Genomic DNA, 22283 nt, shown 5'->3' on the forward strand with positions numbered 1-22283 from the left:
GGCGCAGGGATGATGACCATCGGTCATCCCCTGCGCCGCTTCGGTACGAGCTATGAAATCTCAGTCGTCCTGGCCCTGCTCCACGCCGTAGCTGGAGACGCTCTTGGTTGCGCCCGAGCCGCACTGAACCTTGGATACGGAGGTCCCTCCGGCGTAATTGCCGTAGTAGGTCTTGGTCGTGTTGTTCGGTCCCTCAACACACTTGATCCAGACCCGGTGCCACCAGCGATACGTCCCCGCAGCGCACTGGGACTTGGCGCCGTGGGTGTAGGTCCAGTCCCGTGATGCGGTGCAGGGAGCCGCCTGCGCAGGAGCACTTTCCACGACGACGATGCCCGAACTGATCGCCGCCAGAACGAATCCGGTGCTGACCAAGCTACGAATCGACCTCTTACGCATAGTGCCTCCCCGTCCCTTTTGCGCCGCTTTCGACGCAATGAGACACAGGAATATAGAAATATGCTGACGGTGTCGATCCCGTTACGGCTGAGACTTCACCGCAGGTTTCGTCCCGCCGACACTTCTCAAGACATCAGCGGGCGATCTCGGTGACCCGGGACTCGCGGACCACGGTGACCCGGATCTGACCCGGATAGGTCAGCTCCTCCTCGATCTGCTTGGCCACGTCGCGGGCCAGCACGGCCGCCCCGATGTCGTCCACGTCGTCCGGCTTGACCATCACCCGGATCTCCCGGCCGGCCTGCATGGCGAAGACCTTGTCCACGCCGAGCTTGCCGGCCGCGATCTCCTCGATCCGCTCCAGCCGCTTGACGTACGCCTCCAGGCTCTCCCGACGCGCGCCCGGCCGACCGCCTGAGCAGGCGTCGGACGCCTGGGTGAGGACGGCCTCGATGGTCTGCGGGGGCACCTCGTTGTGGTGCGCCTCGATGGCGTGCACCACGTCCTCGTGCTCGCCGTACTTGCGGGCCAGGTCCGCGCCGATGATGGCGTGGCTGCCCTCCACCTCGTGGGTGAGCGCCTTGCCGATGTCGTGCAGGAACGCCGACCGCTTGATGATCGGCACGTCCAACCGCAGCTCGGCCGCCATGATGCCGGCGATGTGCGCGGTCTCGACCAGGTGCTTGAGCACGTTCTGCCCGTACGAGGTGCGGTAGCGCAGGCGGCCGAGCAGGGTCACCAGCTCCGGATGGATCTCGGTGATGCCGACCTCGACCAGGGCGTCCTCGGCGGCGCGGAGGCAGAGCTGCTCCACCTCCTGCCGGGCCAGGTCGTAGACCTCCTCGATCCGGTGCGGGTGGATCCGCCCGTCCAGTACCAGCTTTTCCAGCGTCAGCCGGCCCACCTCCCGGCGGACCGGGTCGAAGCAGGACAGCAACACCGCCTCGGGGGTGTCGTCGATGATCAGGTTGACGCCGGTCACCGATTCGAAGGCGCGGATGTTGCGCCCCTCCCGGCCGATGATCCGCCCCTTCATCTCGTCACCGGGGAGGTGCAGGACGCTGACCACGCTCTCCGCGGTCTGCTCGCTGGCGACCCGCTGGATCGCGTCCACCACGATGTGTCGGGCCCGCTGCTCGGCGGTGTTGCGCGCGTCGGACTCGATGTCCCGGACGAGCAGTGCCGCCTCCCGCTTGGCGGACGTCTCGATCGCCTCGACCAGCTCCAGTCGGGCCGACTCGGCGGTCAGCCCGGCGACCCGCTCCAACTCCCGACGCCGGAGTTCCTCCGACTCGGCCAGCTCGACCTCCCGCTGGGCGAGCGCTGACTCCCGGGCGGCAAGGTCGGCCTTCGCGGCGGTGAGCTGCCGCTCCCGCTCGGCGAACCGCTCCACCTCCTCGGTGTGCATCCGCTCCCGCTCGTCCATCCGGGCGGCCCGGCGTTCCACCTCGGCGGCCTGCTCCCGGGTGGTGGCGGCCAGCACCGCGACCTCCCGCTCGCCGCTGCGCCGCGCTGCCGTCCGCAGCTGCTCGGCGTCCGCCTCGGCCTGCTTGTGGGCGCGCTCCAAAACGGTGTCCGCCTCGGCGCGGGCGTCGTCGAGCACCCGACGCGCCTCGGCACGGGCCGCCTTCGCCTCCGCCTTCGCCGCCGCGGCCTCGGTACGGGCTGCCGCGGCGGCGGACTTCGCCACGTCGATCGTGCTGTTCGCCTCGTCGGCCGCCGTTCGCAGGGCAGCGAGCGACTGCTCCTGACGATCCTTCTCGGCGATGAAGGCGGGATCCTCCGGAGCCGGCCCGGCACCCATCCGGCGCATCGTCCGGATGCCCACCAGCACGGCCCCGATCACGACCACCGCGAGGACGAGGACGGCCGCGAGGAGCACGACATCGAAGGCGTTCATGCCGGGACCCCGTCGGGTCTACCGGTGAACCTGTGCCGCCGCCCCGCCATGGCCGCCTCCCCTAACGTCGAGACCGCAGCGACCGTGCCGGGGCACACTCCTGCGGCTGTGGACGCCCGACCGGAGCGGCTGGCCGTGGGTAGCTCTCTCCGCCGGCGGTGCCCGCGGGCAACGTCGGCGACCGGGTGCAGTTGTCGCGGCGTCCCGGACCGGCCAGTCCGGAGTTGCCGCCAAAGGCCGCGGAGTCGGCCAAAGTGATGCTGTCTTGTTACGCGATCTATGTTGTGCGCTTAGCCTGCAATGGTCGGGCAATGTGAGCCTGTATGGCGAGGCTAGGTCTCCGGGGGTGCTCTGGTCAAGGACTCATGATCAAACCCCCCGAACGGAGAGAAGTTGAATCGTCACCCAAAGCTGATGTCGTTGCGGACACAGGATGACAAAAACGGCGACCTGGCAGGCGCGATTGACATGTCGTACCTGTTCAGGGACGACGACCCGGTGAGCAGAGCCGACTTTGTGACAACCATGACGTCGGCACCGAGCCGCCGCCCGCCGTCACCGTCGAGCCCGACAGCCCCTCGGGCCGTTCACCCCACCGTGCGGGTGTCGCGGTCCGGGTCGCCCTCGGCGTCGGCGAGCGCGTCGGCGTCGATCTGCTCGGCGAACTCGGCCGCCTCGGCGCTCTGCGCCGCGAGGGCGTCCTTCACCGCCCGGATCGCGACCCCCGGCGGGTAGCCCTTGCGGGCCAGCATGCCCACCAGCCGGCGGAAGACCGCGTCAGGCTCGCCTCGGGCCGTGCGTAGCTTGCGCTCCACGAGACTGCGGGCGGTGTCGGCCTCGGTCTCCTCGTCCAGCTCATCCAGCGCCTCGGTGGCCACGTCGCCGTCGACGCCCTTGCGGCGCAACTCGTTGGCGAGCGCACGGCGAGCCAGCCCGCGACCGGAGTGCCGACTGGACACCCACGCTCGGGCGAACGCGGCGTCGTCGATGATGCCGACCTCGTCGTACCGGTCGAGCACCTCGGCCGACACCTGCTCGGAGATGCCCCGCTTGGCCAACGCCCCGGCCAACTCGGCCCGGGTACGCGGCCGGACGGCGAGTTGGCGCAGGCAGATCTCGCGAGCCACCTCGGACTCGTCGCGCGGTGGCTGCGCCGGTTCGTCCGTCGGCGACTCGGCCCGGCGACCCCGACGGGGACGCGGCGGGTCAGCGGCGTCGCCCGCACGGGGCGGACTGGCATCCCAGCCCCGCCCCGTGCGCGCGCGTCGTCCTGCCATGGGTCAGCGGCCGGTCAGAAGTCGACCGGCGGCAACTCCGGGCCACCGGCGGCGTCACCCGCGCCGACCCCGACGCCGAGCTTCTCCAGGATCTTCTTCTCGATCTCGGCGGCCACGTCCGGGTTCTCCTTCAGGAACTCCCGGGCCTTCTCCTTGCCCTGGCCGAGCTGGTCGCCGTCGTACGTGTACCACGCTCCGGACTTGCGGATGATCGCCTGCTCCACGCCGACGTCGATCAGCGAGCCCTCACGCGAGATGCCCTTGCCGTACATGATGTCGAACTCGGCCTGCTTGAACGGCGCGGCCACCTTGTTCTTCACGACCTTGACCCGGGTGCGGTTGCCGACCACGTCGGTGCCGTCCTTGAGGCTCTCGATGCGGCGCACATCGAGCCGGACCGAGGCGTAGAACTTCAGCGCCCGCCCACCGGTGGTGGTCTCGGGGCTGTTGTGCACCATGACGCCATCGACGAAGTAGTTGTGATTGCCCTCCACCTCGATGTCGAACCGGTTCATCGAGCGCGTCTTGGGCTTGACGCGCACGTCGATGATCCGAGCCGGCACCGGCATGAGCTCCGCCGAAACGAACTGGGGCTCAACGACACACCGGCCACGGAATCGTGGCAGCAGCTTGGACTCCATCGTCGCCGGCACGTATGGCGCGATCAGTGCCTGGAACTTCGCCGTCGCGGCAGTGGTGAACATGATCGACACCGTCTGCCGGGAGCCACGAGCCACGAGCTTCACGTCCATGCCATACGCGTCGCGCAGGTGCTCGACCAGCCGATCCCGACTCCCCTCGGCCATCGCCTCGACGCAGATCTCGATCCGGCCGGAGCCACCCTCGGTGCGCTCCTGCAGCCCCTTGGACCGCAGCGTGAAGCAGCCGTCGTCCATGAACCACACCGCGAGCGCCAGCGGCGTCAGGGCCTTGAGATAATCCCAGCTCAGGTGCTTCTTACCGTCGCCGAGATAGACCGCCCGACGGAGCTCGTCCAGCTCGGGCAGGGGCGTGAAATCGGCGAAGGAGGCACCTCGGGAATCGACTCGACGCGACACGGCGATGTTGCCGAGCAGCGACACCTTCCAGTCGAGGTAGTCGACCTGCTGCGCGCCGTGGCCCAGGCGGAACCGAACGCCGGAACGGTCCCGAAGATTCGGTGACAGGTTGCCGTCGCCCATCAGCGAGCCGAGGACCACCTGCCACTGCTGGTCACTGAGGCGCCGCGGCTCGGTCAGCATCACTCGGTCACCGGCGATCAGCTCACCCGCCTCCCGCCAGCCGCCGGGCGTACGCACGAGGTGGTTGGGAGTCGCGGCGAACTGCGCGCGACCGTTACCACCTGACTTGGCGACGGTGAACTGGAGGAACTGCTCAGCCCGACCGTTGTTGAACCAGTTGGTGATCCGCTTCGGCTCGACCCGGTCAGAGTCCGGGTTGTAGGAGAGGACCTCGACATCCATCCGCTGGTTGACGATCTTGCCGATCTTCTCCTGCGTGCCGTCGGCCAGGGTGACCCGGGTCGAGTACGACATGCAGCCGAACATGACACCGATCTTCTCCCGCAGCTGGTTGATGAAGATCGCCGTGGTGCCGGTGTTGCTGAGCACACCGGTGATCTTCCGGAGGGCCTGGCTCATCAGCCGCGCCTGGAGACCCACGTGGCTGTCGCCCATCTCGCCCTCGATCTCGGCGCGCGGCACCAGGGCCGCCACCGAGTCGATCACGATGATGTCGAGCGCGCCGGAGCGGATCAGCATGTCCGCGATCTCCAGCGCCTGCTCGCCGGTGTCGGGCTGGGAGACCAGCATCGCGTCGGTGTCGACACCGAGGGCCTTCGCGTACTCCGGGTCGAGCGCGTGCTCGGCGTCGATGAAGGCGGCGATGCCGCCGTTGCGCTGGGCGTTGGCCACCGCGTGCAGGGCCACCGTGGTCTTACCGCTGGACTCGGGGCCGTAGACCTCGATCACCCGACCCCGCGGCAGACCACCCACACCGAGCGCCACGTCGAGCGCGATGGAGCCGGTCGGGATCACGGCGGTCTGGACGACGGGCCGCTCCCCCAGCCGCATCACCGAGCCCTTGCCGAATTGCTTGTCGATCTGAGCGAGAGCAAGGTCGAGTGCCTTCTCCCGGTCAGGCCCTGCTGCCATGGTTGCCACCCCTGCCTTCGCCGGCGTCTTTGCTGAGCTTCGCGTCACGCGGACACGCTAGGCGCTAGGTCCGACAGAAAACCAGCCGACGGGCCGCGAGCTGTGGACGAGCACCCCGCTGTGGACAATAGCCGAACAGGTGTACGACTCGACAAGCGACACGCGGAAGCAACGAAAAGGCTGCTCAGCGTAGTCGGGCAGGCACTCGGTCGGGGTACGCGGCACAGACCGCCCGCCACACCACGTTCGTCCGCTCACCCGCCGCCAACGCCTGCTCGATGGTCCGTCCGTCGAGCTGGGACAGCACCTGGTCGCGGGCGATGCTCGCCGCGTAGCCGGGCCCGAACGCCTCCTCCAGGCGCGCCCAGAAGTCGGTCAGCCGCACGTGATCAGCCCTCCTCGTCCGGTGCCCCGGTCGGCACCGGGCGCAACGCTAGCGCCACCAGGGGCGCCGCCGCGACCGCCGCGAGCAGGGTGAGCACCGGATAACCGGCGAACTGCATGACAAACCCGCTGACCACGGCCGCGACGGCCCCGGCCAACCCCATGACCAGGTCGCAGAACCCCTGGACGCTCGGCCGCACCCCGGCCGGCACCGACTCGGACAGCAGCGTCGAGCCGGCCACCATGGTCCCCGACCAGCCCAGCCCGAGCAGGACCAGGCCCACCGAGAGCCGGGGTGTGTGGTGCCCGGCGGTGCCGGCGACCGCGCAGGCGGCCAGCAGCAACCCGACCCCACCGAGGATCACGGCCCGCCGACCCAGCCGGTCGGTGAGCCAACCCACCACCGGGGAGAACGCGTACATGCCCGCGATGTGCAGGCTCAGCACGATGCCGACCAGACGCAGCACGTCGGCGTCGGCGTGCGATTCGCCGAGCCGGACCGGGGTCATCGCCATCACCGCCACCATGACCAGGTGGCCGACCGCCACGGCGGCGATGCCGAGTCGGGCGGCGGGCCGCTCGCGTACCACCGACCAGGCCGCCCGCATCCCGGCGCCGCGCGGCGCGCGCACCTTGACCGGCGCGGCGTCGGTCGGTGCCACCACGGGCGTGTCGGCCGCCGCGAGCCGCCGCGCGGTGAGCAGCGGGTCGGGCCGGAGCAACCCGAGGAGTACGACGGCAGCCAGCACGAACGCGGCCGAGCTGAACGCGAACGGGCCGGCCAGCGGTGGCAGCCCCCAACCGGTGGTGACCCGGTCGGCCAGCGCGGCGAAGTTCGGCGCGGTCACCGCACCGATGGTGGTCGCCCAGACGATCAGGGAGAGCTGCCGCCCTCGTCGGGCCGGCTCGGCGAGGTCCACGGCTGTGTAGCGGGCCTGGAGGTTCGCGGCGGTGCCCCCACCGAAGAGCAACATGCCGAGGAAGAGCAGCGGCACCCAGCGGGTCACCGCGGACAGCACCACGAGCACGCCGCCGACGGCACCGACCGCGTACGCCACCACCAGCCCCGGTCGCCGCCCGTGCCGCGCCATGATCCGGGTGACCGGGACGGCGAGCAACGCCGCGCCGACCACCCCGGCGCTCTGCGCCACACCGGCCACGGCGGTGCCGGCGATCCGCGCGGCGAGCAGCGCGCCCACCGCGATGCCGATGGTGACGCCGACACCGCCGACGATCTGGGTGGTGAAGAGCAACCGCAGAGTACGACGTTGGATCGACGTGATGTCGGGGCGAGTCGCGGCGCCCGGCGCGGTCAGGTCGGTGGCCATCGACGCTCCTTACGAACGAGGTGACCCCATCCTCGCGCACCCACCCCGCCCCCGCCGCCCCGCCCCGCGGGCGCCCCGCACCCCGCCGCCCCGCGCCCCGCCGCCCCGCACCCCGCCGCCCCGCACCCCGCCGCCCCGCACCCCGCCGCCCCGCACCCCGCCGCCCCGCACCCCGCCGCCCCGCACCCCGCCGCCCCGCGCCCCGCGCCCCGCGCCCGCATGATCCGCGCAGTTTCAGGGATGTTGCTGTCTCAGCGTGCCCGGAGGCAGCACTTTCCCCGAAACTGCGCGGATCTTGGTCGGGCCTTGACCCGGGTGCGGGTCCTGCGTTCCGGGGCGGATACGCCCGGTCGGCGTGGTCGGTCAGCCGGCCATCACGCGCTGGTGCAGCGACGACACCGCCGAGCGGGCCGCCACGAACGCGCCGTGTTGCCAGGCCACCTCGTGGCTCAGCCAGTCCCCGGCGAAGTAGACCCGCCCGGCCGGCTGGAGCAACAGGTTGTAGCCGGCCGTGCCGTAGCGAGGTGAGGTCCAGGCGCCCTCGATGTAGCGGGTCCGGTCCCAGGCGTGGGAGTACGAGGTGACCAGCTCGCTGCGGTACTTGTCACCATGGATCTTCACACCCTGGGCGACCGCACGCTCCCTGCGCTGCTCGGGGGTGAGCCCGCTGTACGCCCTGGCGTTCGCACCGGTGTTGTAGTAGCCGACGACCAGGCCGCGCTTGCCGTGGAAGCCGTGCGACGGGTACCAGATGTGTGACAGGTCCAGGTCGGTCTCGGTGATACCGCCGTAGATCCGCTGGTCGGTCTCCCACCAGCGGCTGCGGTACTCCAGACCGATCTTGCCGGCGGCGGTCACCGGGAAGTCGGCCAGGGCGGCGGTCACGGCCGTGCCGAGATTGTGCGGTACGCGGGCCATCAGGTGCGGTGGCAACGTGGCCACGCAGTAGTCGGCGGTGATCTGTGCCTGCCGGGCACCCTGCCGGTAGGTCACCTCGACGGCGCCGCCCCGATCGGTCACCCCGGTCACCTCGGCGTCGAGTCGGATCCGGTGCATGCCCACCGCCTTGGCCAGGGCCCGGGGGATCTGGTCCATGCCGCCGACCGGCTGGAACATCAGCATGGCCTGGTCGTAGCCGAACTCGAAGGAGAAGTACCGGCCGACGTTGCTGGCGAAGACGTCGGAGAGCGCCGGGGGCGCACCGAGAGGGCTGCCCACGTCGTTGCCCGCGCCCGGATAGGCGGCGAAGCCCCGACGGCTGGTCCCGGTGTACGCCCATCCGTTGGTGCGTCCGCCGATCGCGCCGAAGCTCTGCAGGAACGCCAGGAGCCGGGTCCGGTCCTCGGTGGTGAGCTGGGCGTCCAACGCGCCCTGGTCGGTCGCCTTCGCCAGCAGTTCCGAGACGTAGCCGTACACGTCGGCCTTGGCGGTGCGGTACCGGACCGGCTCGGTCATGCCGGCGGACTCGTTGTAGATCCAGGCGTCGGCGTTCTGGTTGGTGAAGACCTCGACGGGCACGCCGAGTTCCCGGCAGTAGTCCATGGTCACCATCCACTGCGCGATCCGGCCCGGCCCGGCGTTGAAGTAGACCCCGTCGGAGAAGCCCGCACGCTGCGTCCGTCCATCGAGGTCGGTCTCGACGTCGCCGCCGCGGATGGTCAGGTTCCGCCCGCCGACGCGGTGCCGCGCCTCCAGGATCGTGCAGCGGTAACCCGCCTTGCCCAGCTCGTAGGCGGCGGTGAGACCGGCGATGCCGCCCCCGAGGATGACCACGCTGGCACCCGGCCGCCCGGTCAGCGTGAAGTCGGACCGCTCCGGCGGCCGGAATGCCGGGGTGACCGACGCCTCCGCGCTGGGAGCGAGGCCCATCGCGCCCATCGTGGCGAGCATCGCACCGGCACCACCGCTGACTCCCACCGCCCGCAGGAACCCACGCCGGCTGACCGTCGACTGTGTCTGACCGCTCATCACGCCTCCCCTATACAAGATCGACTCGCATGAGTCTGCAGAGAGGCTGTTTCGTGAATCGCGCAGTGCCGTTTCCGGCAGGTATCGCCGATGAGGCCCCGAAAGGCCTCTGGTCGGGACATCTGCTCAGGACCAGACAATGACCAGATGGACTGCCTCGACCACGAACAGGCTCCCAAGGCAGGACGGTTCACCCTCCCGCCCCTCACCTAGGCACCCCTGCGCCACCCGTACGGGCGACCGCTCGGTCAGTCTGGTGAATCCGGCGCTTGCCGCGCGGCTCGAACCGGAAGTGCTTCATGACGTTGGTCAGGTAGAGGTGCCCGGGTCGAGCCCGGCGGTGTGTCGACTCACCCGCATGCGCCGAGCACACCTCCGGCGGGAACGGGGTCGCATCCGGCGTGGACCGCGCCTATGGTGCCGCAATGGGCGATACCGGGATGCGGTTGGTCGAACGCTTCAACGACGCCTGGCATCGGGGCGACCTGACCACGGTGGCCGCGTGCCTGGCCGAGGACGTGACCTACAGTCCGAGCGCCTGGGACGGGCCGGCCCGCACCCTGCGAGGGCGGGACGCGGTGTGCCGCGCCTTCGCCGACCATCTCGGCAGTGGACCGACCCTGGGCGCGGTGCGGGCGGCCGGCGACCGGGTCCTGTGCGAGTGGAGCTGGCCGCTGGCGGAGGACGGCACCGTGCTGCGCGGAGTGGATCTCTACCTGCTCCGAGACGGTCTGATCGCCGCCAAGGACGTGTTCAGCAAGATCACGACGGACGGCTGAGGCCGGTGCCTATCGGGGCGAGCCCGGTGGGTCGGCCCGCAGCAGGGATGCGAGCCGGCGGATCCGGGTCAGCGTCAGCACGGCGACGGCCACACTGACGACGGCTACCGTCCCGGAGAGGACCACGGAGCCCTCGTTGTCGGCGGCGAGCAGAGCCAGCAGGACCAGGCCGAGACAGATCGTGAGGATGAACAGCAGCGCCGCCCGGGTGGCCCGCCGCTGTGCGGTCAGGTAGCCGGGCAGTGCGGCGCGGGTGGCCTCGTCCTCGGGCACCGTGCCGGTACGCAGGGCCTCGCGCAGCGCGTACCCCTCGGGGTCCCGCCGCGCGGCCTGCTCGCCGGCGGCCAGCCGGCCGAGGTAGATCGCGGGACCGATGCAGACGGCGTTCCAGGCGCCGCCCAGCACGGCATCGACCAGCGACTCCTGCCGGTCGAAGAGCCAGCGCATCGGCAGCCCGACGAACACCGTGACCGGCACCCAGTAGACGGCCATGAGCTGGAGACCGGGCGCCCGTTCGAGGAACCGCCGCCATCCTCGGTGGCCCTCCCCGGCCTCGGTGGGCGCATCGGCACGACGGGGGTCGCTGTCAACGTCCATCGGCTCTCGTTACCCAGGCTCGACCGCCGCGCAATCCCCGGGAGCACTGTCAATCGTGGACAGTTTCCGATACGGGCGGTGGGCTCAACCGGTGGTTACGACCGCCGGGCTACTCGGGCAGGGCGCGGGTGACGACGGTGAGGTCGGCGACCAACCCCTCGTACGCCTTGTCCTGGTCGTCGGCGCGCAGCACCGCGGACGGGTGGATGGTGGCCAGCAGCCGAGCCTGCGGCGCGTCGGCGTGCTTTCCGGCGTTGTCCACCGGCACCCGTTGGAAGTCCTCCGGACGCTGGGCCGAGGCGGGCCAGGGCAGCAGCTCGCCCCGCTGCCTGGTGACCCGGAAGGACGGCCCGAGCAGCGCCTTGGCGGCGGTCGCGCCGAGCACCACCACGATCTCCGGGCGTAACCGGGCGAACTCGGCGACCAACCAGGGTCGGCAGGCCGTGATGTGCACCTGGTCAGGGGTCTGGTGGATCCGCCGCTTGCCGCGCAACTCGAAACGGAAGTGCTTCACGGCGTTGGTCAGGTAGAGGTGGCCCGGGTCCAGCCCGGCGTCGTCGACGGCGCGGCGCAGCAGCCGACCGGCGGGGCCGACGAAGGGCAGCCCCTTCTGGTCCTCCATGTCGCCCGGTTGCTCGCCGACCAGCACCACCCGGGCGCTCTCGTCGCCCCGGCCGAAGACCGTCTGCGACGCGTCCCGGTACAGCTCGCAACCCCGACAGCCGCCGGCGGCGGTACGCAGGGCGTCGATGGTGTCGGCGTCGGGCGGGATGAACCGCTGGGCGCCCGGGGCGTTCCCGGTCTGCTCGGCCATGCCGACTGTTATATACCCGTTCGTCGCCCGGTGCCGGGTACGCCCGACCGCCGAACCGGATCAGTATCCGTTTCCGCCGCCGTCACCACCGGAAGCGATCGCGATCAACACGATGACGATGATGATGATCACCAGCGCCACCACGATCCAGATTCCCTTGCGCGCTCCAGGAGAAGCCATGGTCCCCACCTCCGGCGGCCCGCATACCCGCCCCTTAGTCATGAATCCCCGCAACCTCGCACTTTCTGGTCGAACCGTCGGTCCCGCCGACACCTGGAGCAGGGCGGCCGACCGAGGGCGGTCAGGTGGGGAAGCCCGGGGGTGGGGTCGGGTCGACGGCGTCCGCCAGGGCGGCGGCCAGCGGGACCAGGTCGTCGGCGTCCAGCGAACTGACCGTGACGCGCACGGCGGGCGCGGCGGCGATCCGGAAGAGGGCGCCGGGGGCGACCCCCCAGCCGGCGTCGCGCAACGCGGTGACCGCGCTGGTCTCGTCCGGCACCGGCAGCCAGACGTTGAGTCCGCTGCGGCCGTGCGCCCGTAGGCCGTGCTCGGCCAGCGCGCCCAGCAGCCCGTCGCGTCGCCGCTCGTAGCTCTGCGCCGCCCGCCGCACCACCTCGTCGACCGCCGGGTCGCGCCAGAGGGCGAGGAGCAGCCGTTGCAGAACGGTGGAGACCCAGCCCGCGCCGACCCGCGTCCGACCGGCCACCCGGGCCACCGTCGTCTCGTCGCCGACCAGCACCGCGAGCCGCAGGTCCGGGCCGAAGGGTTTGCTCACCGACCGCAGGAAGGCCCAGCTCGCGGTCACACCGGCCAGCGGGTGCAGGGGTACGCGAGCCAGCTCGGCGGCGTGGTCGTCCTCGATCAGCAGCAGGTCCCGGCGACCGCCGAGCAGCGTCCGCAGCGCCTCGGCACGCTGCGCGGAGACGGCCGAGCCGGTCGGGTTCTGCGCTCGGCTGGTGACCACCAGCGCCCGTGCCCCGGCGGCGAGCGCGGCGGCCACCCCGGCCACCAGCGGGCCCTCGTCGTCCACGGGTACGCCGATCGGGCGCAGCCCCAGCGCGGCCACCAGGTCGAGCAGGTTGGCCCAGCCCGGGTCCTCCACCGCTACCGCGTCGCCGGGCCGCAGGTGGGCGCCGAGCAGCCGCTCGATGCCGTCGAGCGCGCCGCCGGTGAGGGTCAGGTCCCCGGCCGGTACGCCGTCGGCGTCCAGTCGGGCCCGGGCCACCTCGGCCAGTTCGGGCAGCACTCCGGCGTCGGAGTAGCTGACCGAGGGGCCGATGTCGGCGGCGAGCGCTGCCAGGTGCGGGCCGAGCGGAGGGAGCAGCCGGCGGTCGGGTTCGCCCCGGGACAGGTCGCGGGCCCCGGGCAGCGGCGGCGGACGGAGCGCGGAGCGGCGGGCGGCCACCGGAGGGCGGGGGCGGACTCGGGTGCCGTGCCGTCCGGCGGTGACGAGCAGGCCACGTTGGCGTAGCTCCTGGTAGGCGCGGGCGACGGTGGCGGGGCTGACACCCAGGTCGGCGGCGAGCGCCCGCACCGGGGGCAGCGCGGCCCCGGGGGACAGGGCACCGATACGGATGCCCGACTCGATACCGGCCGAAATCTCGACGGCCGTCGTACCACTGAGCTGATAGCGTGCTGACACAAACAAGAGATTGTACTAGAACAAAGGGACGAGCGCATGTATCCACCCACCGCCCGGACCACACCCCACCGCTCCCGCGACCGGATGAGCTACGACGAGGCCGCGGCTCACGCCGTGCTCGACGAGGCGTACGACTGCGCACTCGGGTTCACCGTCGACGGCCGGCCCCGGGTGCTGCCCACCCTGCACGTCCGCATCGGCGACACCCTCTACCTGCACGGATCCACCGGAAGCCGGCCACTGCTCGCCGCCCGGGGCGACGGGCTGCCGGTCTGCGTCGCGGTGACACTGCTCGACGGGCTGGTCTACGCCCGTTCCCAGTTCCACCACAGCGCCAACTACCGCTCGGTCGTCGCGCACGGCACCGCCCGCCTGGTCACCGACGAGCGGGAGAAGCTCGCCATGCTCACCGCGCTGGTGGAGAAGGTCGGCTCGGGACGCAGCACCGACACCCGCCCGCCCAGCCGACGGGAGCTGGCCGAGACCGCCGTGCTGGCGCTGCCCCTGCGCGAGGTGTCCGTCCGGTCCCGCAGCGGCGGGGTCCGCGAGGACGAGGCGGACCTGCACCTGCCGCACTGGGCCGGTGTGCTGCCGCTGCGGTTGACCGCCGGGCAACCCGAACCGGCCCCCGGGGTCACCGCGCCGCTGCCGGCGTTCCTGCGTACGGCGCGTACGCCCTGGCACGACCCGGTGTCGCTGCACGGCGAGCACGTCCGGCTGGAGCCGCTGGAGGTGGCGCACACCGATGAGTTGCACGCCGCCACCGCAGACGACGAGGTGTGGCAGCACCTCGGTAGCACCCGGCCCAGCACCCCGGGCGAGACCGCCGAGGTGATCGGCACCGCCCTGGCCGCTCAGCACCAGGGCGAGCGGGTGGCCTGGGTGCAGCGGTGCGTGGCGACCGGAGCGGTGGTGGGCACCACGTCCTACTACGAGATCGACCCCGAGCGGCGGGCGGTGGCGATCGGGCACACCTTCCTCGGTCGGCCCTGGTGGCGTACCGGGATCAACACCGAGGCGAAGCTGCTGCTGCTCGGCCGGGCCTTCGACGAACTGGGCGCGGTGCGGGTGGTCTGGCACACCGACATCCGCAACGTCCGTTCCCAGGCGGCCATCGAACGGCTCGGCGCGACCCGGGAAGGCGTCCTGCGGATGCACCGGCAACGCCCGGACGGCTCCTGGCGGGACACCGTCCAGTACGCGATGACCGTCGACGAGTGGCCGAACGCACAGGTCAGGCTGCGAGAAAGGCTTCGCCGTACGGCACCGGTGGCGTGATGATGGCGGGCGTGCTGGGGATCACCGACATCTGGACGTACGTGCTGGGCACCGTGGCCATCATCCTGCTGCCCGGGCCGAACTCGCTCTTCGTGCTCTCCACCGCGGCCAAACGAGGGGTAGCGGTCGGTTACCGGGCCGCCGGGGGCGTGTTCGTCGGCGACGGGGTGCTGATGTTCCTCTCCGCCGCCGGGGTGGCGTCGTTGCTCAAGGCGTACCCTCCGCTGTTCCTGGTGATCAAGTACGCCGGTGCCGCGTACCTCGGTTATGTCGGGGTGACCATGCTGCTCGGCGCCGCGCGGCGCTGGCGCGACCGCAACGACCCGAGCACGCCGCGGCTCATCGACGCCGCGGAGCCGGCGGCGATGCGCAGCCCGTTCCGCAAGGCGCTGGTGATCAGCCTGCTGAACCCGAAGGCGATCCTGTTCTTCATCTCGTTCTTCATCCAGTTCGTCGACCCCGGCTACGCCTGGCCGGCGCTGTCGTTCCTGCTCCTCGGGCTGATCGCACAGGTGACGAGCGCGCTCTACCTGACCGCGTTGATCTTCGCGGGTACCTTCCTGGCGGCCCAGTTCCGGCAGCGCCGCCGCCTGGCCGCCGGCGGCACCACCGCCGTGGCCGCCCTCTTCCTGGCCTTCAGCCTCAAACTGGCCACCGCCACCGCCGGCTGACCCGTCGGCGGCCGGGTCAGGTGCCGTCGCCGCCGCCGGAGCCGCCGCCACCGACGCCCGCGCCGCCGGCGGTGCCGCCGAGACCGTAGCCCGGACGGATCGGCTCGTCGGGGTGGCGGCTGACGTGGGCGGACCCGCCGATCCGCGCGGACCAGTCGGCGTGCGCGGCAGCGGCGGCGTGCCTGTTGATCGCCTGGCGGAGCCAGCCGTCCACGGTGGCGACCCAGTCCCGCCGGTCGGCGTCCTCGTGCCAGATCCGGAACCGGCTGATGCTCTGGTGGGTGATGCCGGCCAGCGCCAGCCGGCGATCCATCCACAGGATCGCCTCCAGGCCCGCCGAGTCGGTCACGAAGATCACCTCAAGCTCGGTGATCGGACCGGCGTAGAGCGGCCCCACCCAGAAGCCCCAGCGCTGGTGCAGTGGCAGGGTGTGCTCCACCCCGGGCAGCCCGCCCTCCTGCAACCCCGCCTGGCGGATCGCGAAGCCCAGCGTGTCCAACGCCGCGAACACGTGCTGCTGGGTGGGGAGCGGGTGGACGAAGACGGGCACCATCGCACCCTGGTCGAGGTCGGGGTCGACGGACACCTCGGTCCGTAGACCCATCCGCAGGCTGAGCAGCGGCACCCCACCGAAGGTCGTCACCGGGGTCTCCCAGGGCAACGGCAACGCGAAGTCGACAGCGCGCCGCCGTCCGGCGGGTACGACGAACCGACCGGCGATCGGCGCCTGGTGGAACTGCACGAGGCGGCGGGCGGCGTCCGGATCATCCGGTTCGACGGTGGTGACCAGGCCGAGCCGGATGTGCCGGACCAGCACGTCCTCCGGTCCGGCCGCGACTGTCACCCGCCCCGGCAGGCGCAGGCCCGGCCGGGTGCTCGGGTTGGGAAGTGTGGTCTGCACGGACAGGCCGGTCCAACCGGACTCCCGGGACACTCCGGTCAGTCGCACCGCGGGCCCCCTCCCGGACGGGACCCCGTCGGCCCCACCCGGCGCGCCTACCCGGTCGCGATGACCTCACGCCCACCGCGCCGACCCGGGCCGCACCCGTCGGCCCCGACCGCGCCTACCCCGGCGGACACCCGGCGGGGCAGCGCCGACCCGGCCGCACCACGTCGGCGCGGCCGGGTCGACAGGGTCACCGCAGGCGACGTCCGCGCGGGACCGTGTCGGTCTCGTCGTCGAACTCGCCGATGACCTCCTCCAGGAGATCCTCCAGAGCCACGAAACCGATCGGTCGGGCCGGGCCACCGCCGTTGCGCACCAACGCGAGCTGCGACTGCCGGGCCCGCATCGCCGCCACCGCCTCGGTGACCGAGGACGTCGCGGGCAGGGTGAACGCGGGAGTCATCAACTCCCCGGCGGTCGCGGCACGGCCGGTGGTGACCACCCGTACCGCCTCCCGGACGTGCACCAGGCCACACACGTCGCCCTGCTCGTCCAGCACCGCCAACCGGGACCGGCCGCTGTCCCGGCTGACCTCCTCGATCCGCCCGGCCGGGTCGTCCCGACGGACGGTGACCATGGTGGCGAAAGGTTCCATCACCTGCGCCACCGACGTGCCCTGCAACTCCAGCATGCTGGTCAACAACTGGTGCTGCTCCGCGCCGAGCAGCCCGTGCTCGCGGGACTGCTCCAGCAGGATCCGCAGCTCGTCCGGGCCGTGCACCTGGGCGAGCTGATCCTGCTGGTTGACCCCGAACAGCCGCAGGATCGCGTTGGCCAGCGCGTTGAGCGCGGACAGGACCGGCCGCGACACCCGGGCGAAGGCCCGGAACGGCAACGCGAGCAGCGTCGCCGAGCGCTCCGCGTCGGTGATCGCCCAGGACTTCGGGGCCATCTCCCCCACCACCAGGTGCAGGAAGGTGACCACCCCGAGGGCGAAGACCAGGGCGATCAGGTGGCTGGCCGCGTCCGGCAGGCCCACCGCATGCAGCAGTGGGCTGAGCAGGTGCTCGATCGCCGGCTCGGCCAGCGCGCCGAGACCCAGGGTGCACAGCGTGATGCCGAGCTGCGCGCCGGCCAGCATCAGCGACAGCTCGCGGACGCCGTCCAGCGCGGCGCGTGCCGCCCGGCCACCGTTCGCTGCCGCCTGCTCCAGGCGGTAGCGCTTGCTGGCCACCAGAGCGAACTCGGCGGCCACGAAGAACCCGTTCAGCGCCAGCAGGATCACCGAACTGAACAGCGCGATCCCGGGGCTCATCGGTGCCGCCCTTCATTCGCGACTGCGGGGCTCGCGAGCTCACTCCTCGCGCTCATGCGGTCACCTCGGGTTTGCTCAGCTGCAACCGCACCGAATCCGCCACGTGCCGGTCCACGGCCAGCACCTCGACCAGCGCGCGCGGCTCCGCCTCGTTGACCTCGCCGTCCGCGCCCTCCGGCAGCAGGCTGATCTCCAGCCGGTCACCGACCTCCGGCACCCGGCCCAACTCCCGCATCACCAACCCGGACAGGGTGTCGTACTCCGGTGCCTCGGGCAGCGCGATGCCGGTGCTGTCGGCGACCTCGTCGATCCGCCAGCGGGCCGGCACCACCCACGACCCGTCGTCCTGGCGGGCGGGTGCCCGCTCCGGTGGGTCGTCCTCGTCCCGGATCGGGCCGACCAACTCCTCGGCGATGTCCTCCAGCGTGATGACCCCGGCGAAACCGCCGTACTCGTCGACCACACAGGCCATCTGCCGGTGGCCGGACCGCAGGCGGTCCAGCACCGTGGGCAGGGGCAACGTCTCCGGTACGAGCAGCGGCGGGCCCGCCACCGCGCTCACCGGCGTGGTCGCCCGCTTCTCCGGGGGTACGCCGAGCACGTCGGCGATGCCGACGACGCCGACCAGGTCGTCGACGCCCTCCGCACCGCGTACCGGGAAGCGGGAGTGGCCGGTGTCCAGCAGCTCGACCACGCGGCTGACCGACTCGTGCGCCCGTACGGTGTGCACGTCGACCCGGGGCACCATGGCCTCCCCGGCGGTCAGCTCGCGGAAGTCCAGACCTCGGTCGAGCAGCGTGGACATCTCCGCGTCCAGGCTGCCCTCCTCGCGGGACTCGGCGATGATCTGCTCCAGGTCGGCCGGGGTGGCGCCACTGGGCAGCTCCTCGATCGGCTCGATGCCGACCCGGCGGAGCAGCCGGATCGACGCCCGGTCGAAGAGCCGGATCACCGGCCCGGCGACGGCGAGGTAGACGAGGGTGGACCGGCTCAGCGCGCGGGCCAACGGCTCGGCACGCGCGATGGCCAGGTTCTTCGGGGCCAGCTCACCGAGGACCATCTGCACGATGGTCGCGATGACCAGGGCCAACACCACCGAGAGTGGCAGGGTGACCCCCTCGCTGACGCCCGCCACGCCGAGCAGGTCGGCGAGGCCGGCGCCCAGGTACGGCTCGGCGACGTAGCCGACCAGCAGGGCGGTGACGGTGATGCCGAGTTGGGCGCCGGAGAGCATGAAGGAGAGCCGGCTGGTCACCGTCAGGGCCCGGGCGGCGGCCTGGTCGCCGTCGTCGGCGAGCTGACGCAGCTTGCCCCGGTCCACGGCGACGTAGCCGAACTCCTGCGCCACGAAGTAACCGGTGGCGGCAGTGAGAACAACGATCAAGAGAAGACCAACGACGATCAACACGGGTCGCTCAGGGCTCCCGGGGTCGTCGGTACGGGGATATGCCGGGCACGACCCGGCTGGCTACTGCTGCCCTCCTGGGCAGAAGAGTCGATCATGCCGCCATTTTATCGGCGCTGGCTGGGACTTCGCTGGGGGTGGGCCGAAGGAGCGGATCGTCCGTTTCACCGGCCTGCCCGGGGCCGTCACGCCGGGCCTTGCGGCCCGCCGCCCGATCCGCGTTCGGCCAGCTCATCGGCGTCGAGCAGGCTCCGGTCGAGTCGACCCGCCCGGTACGCGGCCCGCCCGATCATCTGAGCCGCCACCGGCGCGGTGGCGAGCTGAAACACAGCCACGAGCAGGAGCATGCCGAGGTCCGATCCGGAACGGAGACGCAGCGCGATGCCGAGCAGCAGCAGGAGCACTCCGAGCACCTGCGGCTTGGTGGCGGCGTGCATCCGGGACAGGGCGTCGGGAAAGCGGAGCACACCGATCGCGGCGGCCAGGGCGAGCAGCGCTCCGGCGATCAGACAGGCCGCGCCCAGCCAGTCCGCGAGGGTGCTGATCACACCTGCTCCCGGACGGCGAAACGGACCAGCGACACCGAACCGATGAACCCCAGCAGGGAGAGCACCACGAGCACCGGCAGCGTGGTGGCGTGCCGGTTGACCGCCGCCTCCGCGCCCACCGCGCCGACCATGGTGGCGAGCAGCATGTCCGCGGCGATCACCCGGTCGATCAGGGACGGCCCCCGGTAGAGGCGGGCCAGTGCCAGCAGCGCGGTCACCGACAGTAGAGCGGTGAGGACGGCGGCCAAAAAGATGGTCATGAATCGGTTCCCTTCTCGACGGGTCGGGACTCGACAAGTCGCAGTTCGGCGGCGGAACCCACGGCACGGATGAGACGGCGCTCGACGGCGAGCGTGCGCTTGCGGGCCGCGGACAGGTCCGACGGCCGATGGGTGTCCAGCACGTGCACGAAGAGGGTCGCGGACCGCCGGTCCACCTCGATGATCAGCGTGCCGGGCACCAGCGAGACCGCCTCCGCGGTGAGCGCCAGGTTCAGGTCCGTACGCACCCGTAGCTGGACCGCGATGATCGCGCCGCGCGGCCGGTAGCCGGGCTGCACGGCGATCCGGGCGATGTGAATGCTCGCGCGGACCAGTTCGACGACGAACCGGCCGGCGAACACCAGCAGCGCCCCCGGCCGGAGCCGACCGCCGAAGGTGACCGCCGGCAGCGGGTAGAAGAACAGCACCGCCGTGCCGACCAGCAGGCCGCCGACGAGGTTCGCCCAGTTGACGTCACCCCAGAGCAGGATCCAGACCAGCACCAGCCAGCCGAGCGCCACCAGCTGGTCCCGCCAGCGTCCGAGCCCGCCGCGCGACACCGGCGACCCGCCGTCGTCTCGGGTCCGCCCGGGCGGGCCGGTCACGGTTCACCGCCCGGCAGCACCGCACGCACGTACGGGGTACGCAGACGCAGGTCGGCCGCCGCGTCGGCGGTGACGTCGAAGAGCGGACCGGCCAGCACGGTCAGCGCCAGTCCGAGAGCGACCAGGGCCACGGTGGCCCCGACCATCAGCCTCGGCAGCCGGACGACGGGATCGCCGGTGGCCAGCCGGGGCGCTCGCCAGAAGGCGATGTTCCACACCCGGGACGCCACGTACAGGGTGAGCAGGCTGGTCACCGTGCCGGCGGCCACCAGCACCCCGGGCAGTGGCCCACCGGCGGCCACCCCGGCCTGGAGCAGACCGAGCTTGCCGAGGAAGCCGGAGAACGGTGGCACCCCGGCGAGGTTCATGGCCGGGACGAAGAACAGCACCCCGAGCAGCGGCGCGACCCGGGCCAGCCCGCCGATGCGGCGTAGGTCCGTGCTTCCGGCGCGCTCCTCGACCAGACCCGCGACCAGGAACAGCGTGGTCTGGATGGTGATGTGGTGGACCACGTAGAAGATCGCGCCGGAGAGCCCGGCGGCGGTACTCAACGCCACCCCGAAGATCATGTAGCCGATGTGGCTGACCAGGGTGAAGGAGAAGAGCCGCTTCAGGTCGGACTGGGCCACCGCGCCGAGGATGCCGACCACCATGGTCAGCCCGGCGACGACCATCAGCAGCGTGTCGGCGTGCCCACCGGGAAACAGCAACGTCTCGGTACGAATGATCGCGTACACGCCGACCTTGGTGAGCAGACCCGCGAAGACGGCGGTGACCGGGGCCGGCGCCGTCGGGTAGCTGTCCGGCAGCCAGGCCGACAACGGGAAGACCGCCGCCTTGATCGCGAAGGCCAGCAGCAACGTCAACTCCAGAGCCAGCCGTACGCCGTCGGGCAGGTCGTCGAGACGGTGGGCGAGCTGGGCCAGGTTGAGCGTGCCGGTGGCCGCGTACACCAGGCCCACCGCCGTCAGGAACATCATCGAGGAGAGGATGCTGACCACCACGTACGTCGACCCGGTCCGGATCCGGGTCTCGGTGCCGCCCAACGTGATCAACACGAAGCTCGCAGCCAGCAGGATCTCGAAGCCGACGAAGAGGTTGAACAGGTCACCGGCCAGGAAGGCGTTGGTCACGCCCGCGGTGAGCACCAGGTACGTCGGGTGGAAGATCGACACCGGCGTGGACTCGCTCGTCTCGCTGCGGCCCTGACCGATCGAGTACAGCAGCACGCAGAGGGTCACCGCCGACGAGACCACCACCATCAGCGCGGCCAACTGGTCGGCGATCAGCACGATGCCCACCGGAGCCGGCCAGGCGCCGACCGTCACCACCACCGGCCCGTGCCGGTACGCCTGCACCAGCAGCACCAGCGCCACGACGAGCGTGCCGCACAGGCAGAGCACACTTATCGCGCGCTGAAGTCGGGGCATCCCGGCCAACAGCAGGGTCAACGCCGCACCGAACAGCGGCACCACCACCGGCAACGGCACCAACGCGCCCATCACGAGTCGTCCCCGCGCCGCAGCCGACGACGGGCGGGCTCCGGATCGACCTGCTCCGGGTCGCCGTTCGGCCCCTCCCCACCATGGTCGACGGCACCCATCTCGTTGCGCCCGGCCCGGCGGATGATCTGCCGGTCCTCCAGGTCGTCGGGCACCTCGTCGTCACCCGACAGATACCAACTGCGGTACGCCACAGCGAGCAGGAACGCGGTGAACCCGAAGGTGATCACGATGGAGGTCAACACCATCGCCTGCGGCAGCGGGTCGCTCATCCGATCCACCGGACCCGAGCCGACGATCGGCGCCCCACCCGACCGCCCACCCAGCAGGATCAACAGGTTCACCCCGTTGCCGAGCAGGATCACACCCAGCAGGATCCGGGTCAGGCTGCGCTCCAACAGCAGGATCACCCCGCACCCGAACAACACCGCGACGGCCACCACCATCACCAAGGTCGGCCCAGCGTCGCTCGCGCTCACGGCGCCACCTCTGCTCGCGACTGCGGGGCTCGCAACACCGGCTCACTCCTCGCGCTCACGGCGCCACCTCTGCTCGCGACTGCGGGGCTCGCA

General features: G+C 71.4%; 21 protein-coding genes and 3 pseudogenes. 3 read left to right on the forward strand and 21 right to left on the reverse strand.

Translation table 11 applies throughout. The features are described 5' to 3' along the window. Positions 1 to 60: 60 nt before the first annotated feature. The 10 genes and pseudogenes from O7617_RS04810 to O7617_RS04850 form a co-directional block, all read right to left on the reverse strand. Entirely contained in the window at positions 61 to 399 is a 339-nt protein-coding gene (locus O7617_RS04810) for a hypothetical protein (RefSeq protein WP_282261791.1), read from the reverse strand. Between the two features lie 133 nt (positions 400 to 532). Then, positions 533 to 2299, reverse strand: coding sequence for a ribonuclease Y (gene rny, locus O7617_RS04815; protein ID WP_282261792.1), 1767 nt, complete (start codon positions 2297 to 2299; stop codon positions 533 to 535). Positions 2300 to 2886: 587 nt separating this feature from the next. Beyond that, complete coding sequence (locus tag O7617_RS04820; RefSeq protein ID WP_282261793.1) at positions 2887 to 3576, reverse strand: regulatory protein RecX; 690 nt, start codon at positions 3574 to 3576, stop codon at positions 2887 to 2889. Between the two features lie 14 nt (positions 3577 to 3590). Beyond that, positions 3591 to 3848 carry a hypothetical protein gene (locus tag O7617_RS33425; RefSeq protein WP_348774186.1) on the reverse strand — a complete coding sequence of 86 codons (258 nt, stop codon included), beginning with the start codon at positions 3846 to 3848 and terminating at the stop codon, positions 3591 to 3593. After that, a pseudogene (locus O7617_RS33430) lies at positions 3840 to 4077 on the reverse strand (hypothetical protein); the annotation flags it as partial. The gene O7617_RS33425 and the pseudogene O7617_RS33430, both read right to left, overlap by 9 nt. A 185-nt stretch (positions 4078 to 4262) precedes the next feature. Beyond that, positions 4263 to 5123, reverse strand: a pseudogene (locus O7617_RS33435) (recombinase RecA); the annotation flags it as partial. Next, a pseudogene (gene recA / locus O7617_RS04835) lies at positions 5115 to 5729 on the reverse strand (recombinase RecA); the annotation flags it as partial. The pseudogenes O7617_RS33435 and recA, both read right to left, overlap by 9 nt. Positions 5730 to 5913: 184 nt before the next feature. Continuing rightward, on the reverse strand, positions 5914 to 6114 hold the full coding sequence (locus O7617_RS04840) for a DUF3046 domain-containing protein (protein ID WP_088990915.1): 201 nt from the start codon (positions 6112 to 6114) through the stop codon (positions 5914 to 5916). Between the two features lie 4 nt (positions 6115 to 6118). Further along, the gene (locus O7617_RS04845; protein ID WP_282261795.1) at positions 6119 to 7441 is read right to left on the reverse strand and encodes an MFS transporter; all 1323 of its coding nucleotides are present in this window, start codon (positions 7439 to 7441) and stop codon (positions 6119 to 6121) included. A 363-nt stretch (positions 7442 to 7804) separates the two neighbouring features. Beyond that, a complete protein-coding gene (locus O7617_RS04850; protein WP_282261797.1) occupies positions 7805 to 9409 on the reverse strand; it encodes an FAD-dependent oxidoreductase in 1605 nt (534 codons plus the stop codon). A gap of 425 nt (positions 9410 to 9834) precedes the next feature. On the opposite strand from O7617_RS04850, the gene O7617_RS04855 reads away from it, so the two are divergent. After that, a complete protein-coding gene (locus O7617_RS04855; protein ID WP_282261799.1) occupies positions 9835 to 10188 on the forward strand; it encodes a nuclear transport factor 2 family protein in 354 nt (117 codons plus the stop codon). Between the two features lie 9 nt (positions 10189 to 10197). Here O7617_RS04855 and O7617_RS04860 read toward each other — a convergent pair whose 3' ends face one another. The 3 genes from O7617_RS04860 to O7617_RS04870 form a co-directional block, all read right to left on the reverse strand. Continuing rightward, positions 10198 to 10785 (reverse strand): hypothetical protein, encoded by a 588-nt coding sequence (locus O7617_RS04860; protein ID WP_282261800.1) that lies wholly within the window; start codon positions 10783 to 10785, stop codon positions 10198 to 10200. A gap of 109 nt (positions 10786 to 10894) precedes the next feature. Continuing rightward, the gene (locus O7617_RS04865; RefSeq protein WP_282261801.1) at positions 10895 to 11599 is read right to left on the reverse strand and encodes a UdgX family uracil-DNA binding protein; all 705 of its coding nucleotides are present in this window, start codon (positions 11597 to 11599) and stop codon (positions 10895 to 10897) included. A gap of 301 nt (positions 11600 to 11900) precedes the next feature. Next, positions 11901 to 13241: an aminotransferase class I/II-fold pyridoxal phosphate-dependent enzyme gene (locus tag O7617_RS04870; protein ID WP_282261802.1), complete on the reverse strand. Its 1341-nt coding sequence runs from the start codon at positions 13239 to 13241 to the stop codon at positions 11901 to 11903. A gap of 36 nt (positions 13242 to 13277) precedes the next feature. Here O7617_RS04870 and O7617_RS04875 point away from each other — a divergent pair, with 36 nt between their 5' ends. Continuing rightward, the gene (locus O7617_RS04875; RefSeq protein WP_282261803.1) at positions 13278 to 14519 is read left to right on the forward strand and encodes a bifunctional pyridoxamine 5'-phosphate oxidase family protein/GNAT family N-acetyltransferase; all 1242 of its coding nucleotides are present in this window, start codon (positions 13278 to 13280) and stop codon (positions 14517 to 14519) included. After that, a complete protein-coding gene (gene leuE, locus O7617_RS04880; RefSeq protein ID WP_282264634.1) occupies positions 14519 to 15190 on the forward strand; it encodes a leucine efflux protein LeuE in 672 nt (223 codons plus the stop codon). The genes O7617_RS04875 and leuE overlap by 1 nt, the downstream gene beginning before the upstream one ends. Positions 15191 to 15206: 16 nt before the next feature. Here the strand turns inward: leuE and O7617_RS04885 are convergent, their stop codons facing one another. The 8 genes from O7617_RS04885 to O7617_RS04920 form a co-directional block, all read right to left on the reverse strand. Further along, positions 15207 to 16139 carry a sporulation protein gene (locus tag O7617_RS04885; protein WP_282261804.1) on the reverse strand — a complete coding sequence of 311 codons (933 nt, stop codon included), beginning with the start codon at positions 16137 to 16139 and terminating at the stop codon, positions 15207 to 15209. 187 nt (positions 16140 to 16326) lie between these two features. Then, the gene (locus O7617_RS04890) at positions 16327 to 17391 is read right to left on the reverse strand and encodes a hemolysin family protein (protein WP_282261805.1); all 1065 of its coding nucleotides are present in this window, start codon (positions 17389 to 17391) and stop codon (positions 16327 to 16329) included. A gap of 52 nt (positions 17392 to 17443) precedes the next feature. Beyond that, positions 17444 to 18799, reverse strand: a complete 1356-nt coding sequence (locus O7617_RS04895) for a hemolysin family protein (RefSeq protein ID WP_282261806.1) — start codon at positions 18797 to 18799, stop codon at positions 17444 to 17446. Between the two features lie 182 nt (positions 18800 to 18981). Next, on the reverse strand, positions 18982 to 19341 hold the full coding sequence (gene mnhG, locus O7617_RS04900; RefSeq protein ID WP_282264635.1) for a monovalent cation/H(+) antiporter subunit G: 360 nt from the start codon (positions 19339 to 19341) through the stop codon (positions 18982 to 18984). Continuing rightward, positions 19341 to 19604, reverse strand: coding sequence for a monovalent cation/H+ antiporter complex subunit F (locus O7617_RS04905; protein ID WP_282261807.1), 264 nt, complete (start codon positions 19602 to 19604; stop codon positions 19341 to 19343). The genes mnhG and O7617_RS04905 overlap by 1 nt, the downstream gene beginning before the upstream one ends. Continuing rightward, entirely contained in the window at positions 19601 to 20209 is a 609-nt protein-coding gene (locus O7617_RS04910; RefSeq protein WP_282261808.1) for a Na+/H+ antiporter subunit E, read from the reverse strand. Before O7617_RS04910 ends, O7617_RS04905 begins: the two co-directional genes overlap by 4 nt. Next, positions 20206 to 21711 carry a Na+/H+ antiporter subunit D gene (locus O7617_RS04915; RefSeq protein WP_282261809.1) on the reverse strand — a complete coding sequence of 502 codons (1506 nt, stop codon included), beginning with the start codon at positions 21709 to 21711 and terminating at the stop codon, positions 20206 to 20208. Before O7617_RS04915 ends, O7617_RS04910 begins: the two co-directional genes overlap by 4 nt. Then, a complete protein-coding gene (locus tag O7617_RS04920) occupies positions 21711 to 22190 on the reverse strand; it encodes a Na(+)/H(+) antiporter subunit C (RefSeq protein ID WP_282261810.1) in 480 nt (159 codons plus the stop codon). The genes O7617_RS04915 and O7617_RS04920 overlap by 1 nt, the downstream gene beginning before the upstream one ends. Positions 22191 to 22283: the final 93 nt, after the last annotated feature.

This window comes from Micromonospora sp. WMMD1155 (assembly GCF_029581275.1).
Classification (GTDB): domain Bacteria; phylum Actinomycetota; class Actinomycetes; order Mycobacteriales; family Micromonosporaceae; genus Micromonospora.

Excerpts from the sequence above, each read along its gene's own strand:
- rny (WP_282261792.1), bottom strand. The coding sequence starts at position 2,299 with ATGAACGCCTTCGATGTCGTGCTCCTCGCGGCCGTCCTCGTCCTCGCG.
- O7617_RS04905 (WP_282261807.1), bottom strand. The coding sequence starts at position 19,604 with ATGACCATCTTTTTGGCCGCCGTCCTCACCGCTCTACTGTCGGTGACC.
- O7617_RS33425 (WP_348774186.1), bottom strand. The coding sequence starts at position 3,848 with ATGTACGGCAAGGGCATCTCGCGTGAGGGCTCGCTGATCGACGTCGGC.
- O7617_RS04865 (WP_282261801.1), bottom strand. The coding sequence starts at position 11,599 with ATGGCCGAGCAGACCGGGAACGCCCCGGGCGCCCAGCGGTTCATCCCG.
- O7617_RS04845 (WP_282261795.1), bottom strand. The coding sequence starts at position 7,441 with ATGGCCACCGACCTGACCGCGCCGGGCGCCGCGACTCGCCCCGACATC.
- O7617_RS04875 (WP_282261803.1), top strand. The coding sequence starts at position 13,278 with ATGTATCCACCCACCGCCCGGACCACACCCCACCGCTCCCGCGACCGG.
- O7617_RS04855 (WP_282261799.1), top strand. The coding sequence starts at position 9,835 with ATGGGCGATACCGGGATGCGGTTGGTCGAACGCTTCAACGACGCCTGG.
- O7617_RS04915 (WP_282261809.1), bottom strand. The coding sequence starts at position 21,711 with ATGGGCGCGTTGGTGCCGTTGCCGGTGGTGGTGCCGCTGTTCGGTGCG.
- leuE (WP_282264634.1), top strand. The coding sequence starts at position 14,519 with ATGATGGCGGGCGTGCTGGGGATCACCGACATCTGGACGTACGTGCTG.
- O7617_RS04860 (WP_282261800.1), bottom strand. The coding sequence starts at position 10,785 with ATGGACGTTGACAGCGACCCCCGTCGTGCCGATGCGCCCACCGAGGCC.
- O7617_RS04850 (WP_282261797.1), bottom strand. The coding sequence starts at position 9,409 with ATGAGCGGTCAGACACAGTCGACGGTCAGCCGGCGTGGGTTCCTGCGG.
- O7617_RS04820 (WP_282261793.1), bottom strand. The coding sequence starts at position 3,576 with ATGGCAGGACGACGCGCGCGCACGGGGCGGGGCTGGGATGCCAGTCCG.
- O7617_RS04890 (WP_282261805.1), bottom strand. The coding sequence starts at position 17,391 with ATGAGCCCCGGGATCGCGCTGTTCAGTTCGGTGATCCTGCTGGCGCTG.
- O7617_RS04810 (WP_282261791.1), bottom strand. The coding sequence starts at position 399 with ATGCGTAAGAGGTCGATTCGTAGCTTGGTCAGCACCGGATTCGTTCTG.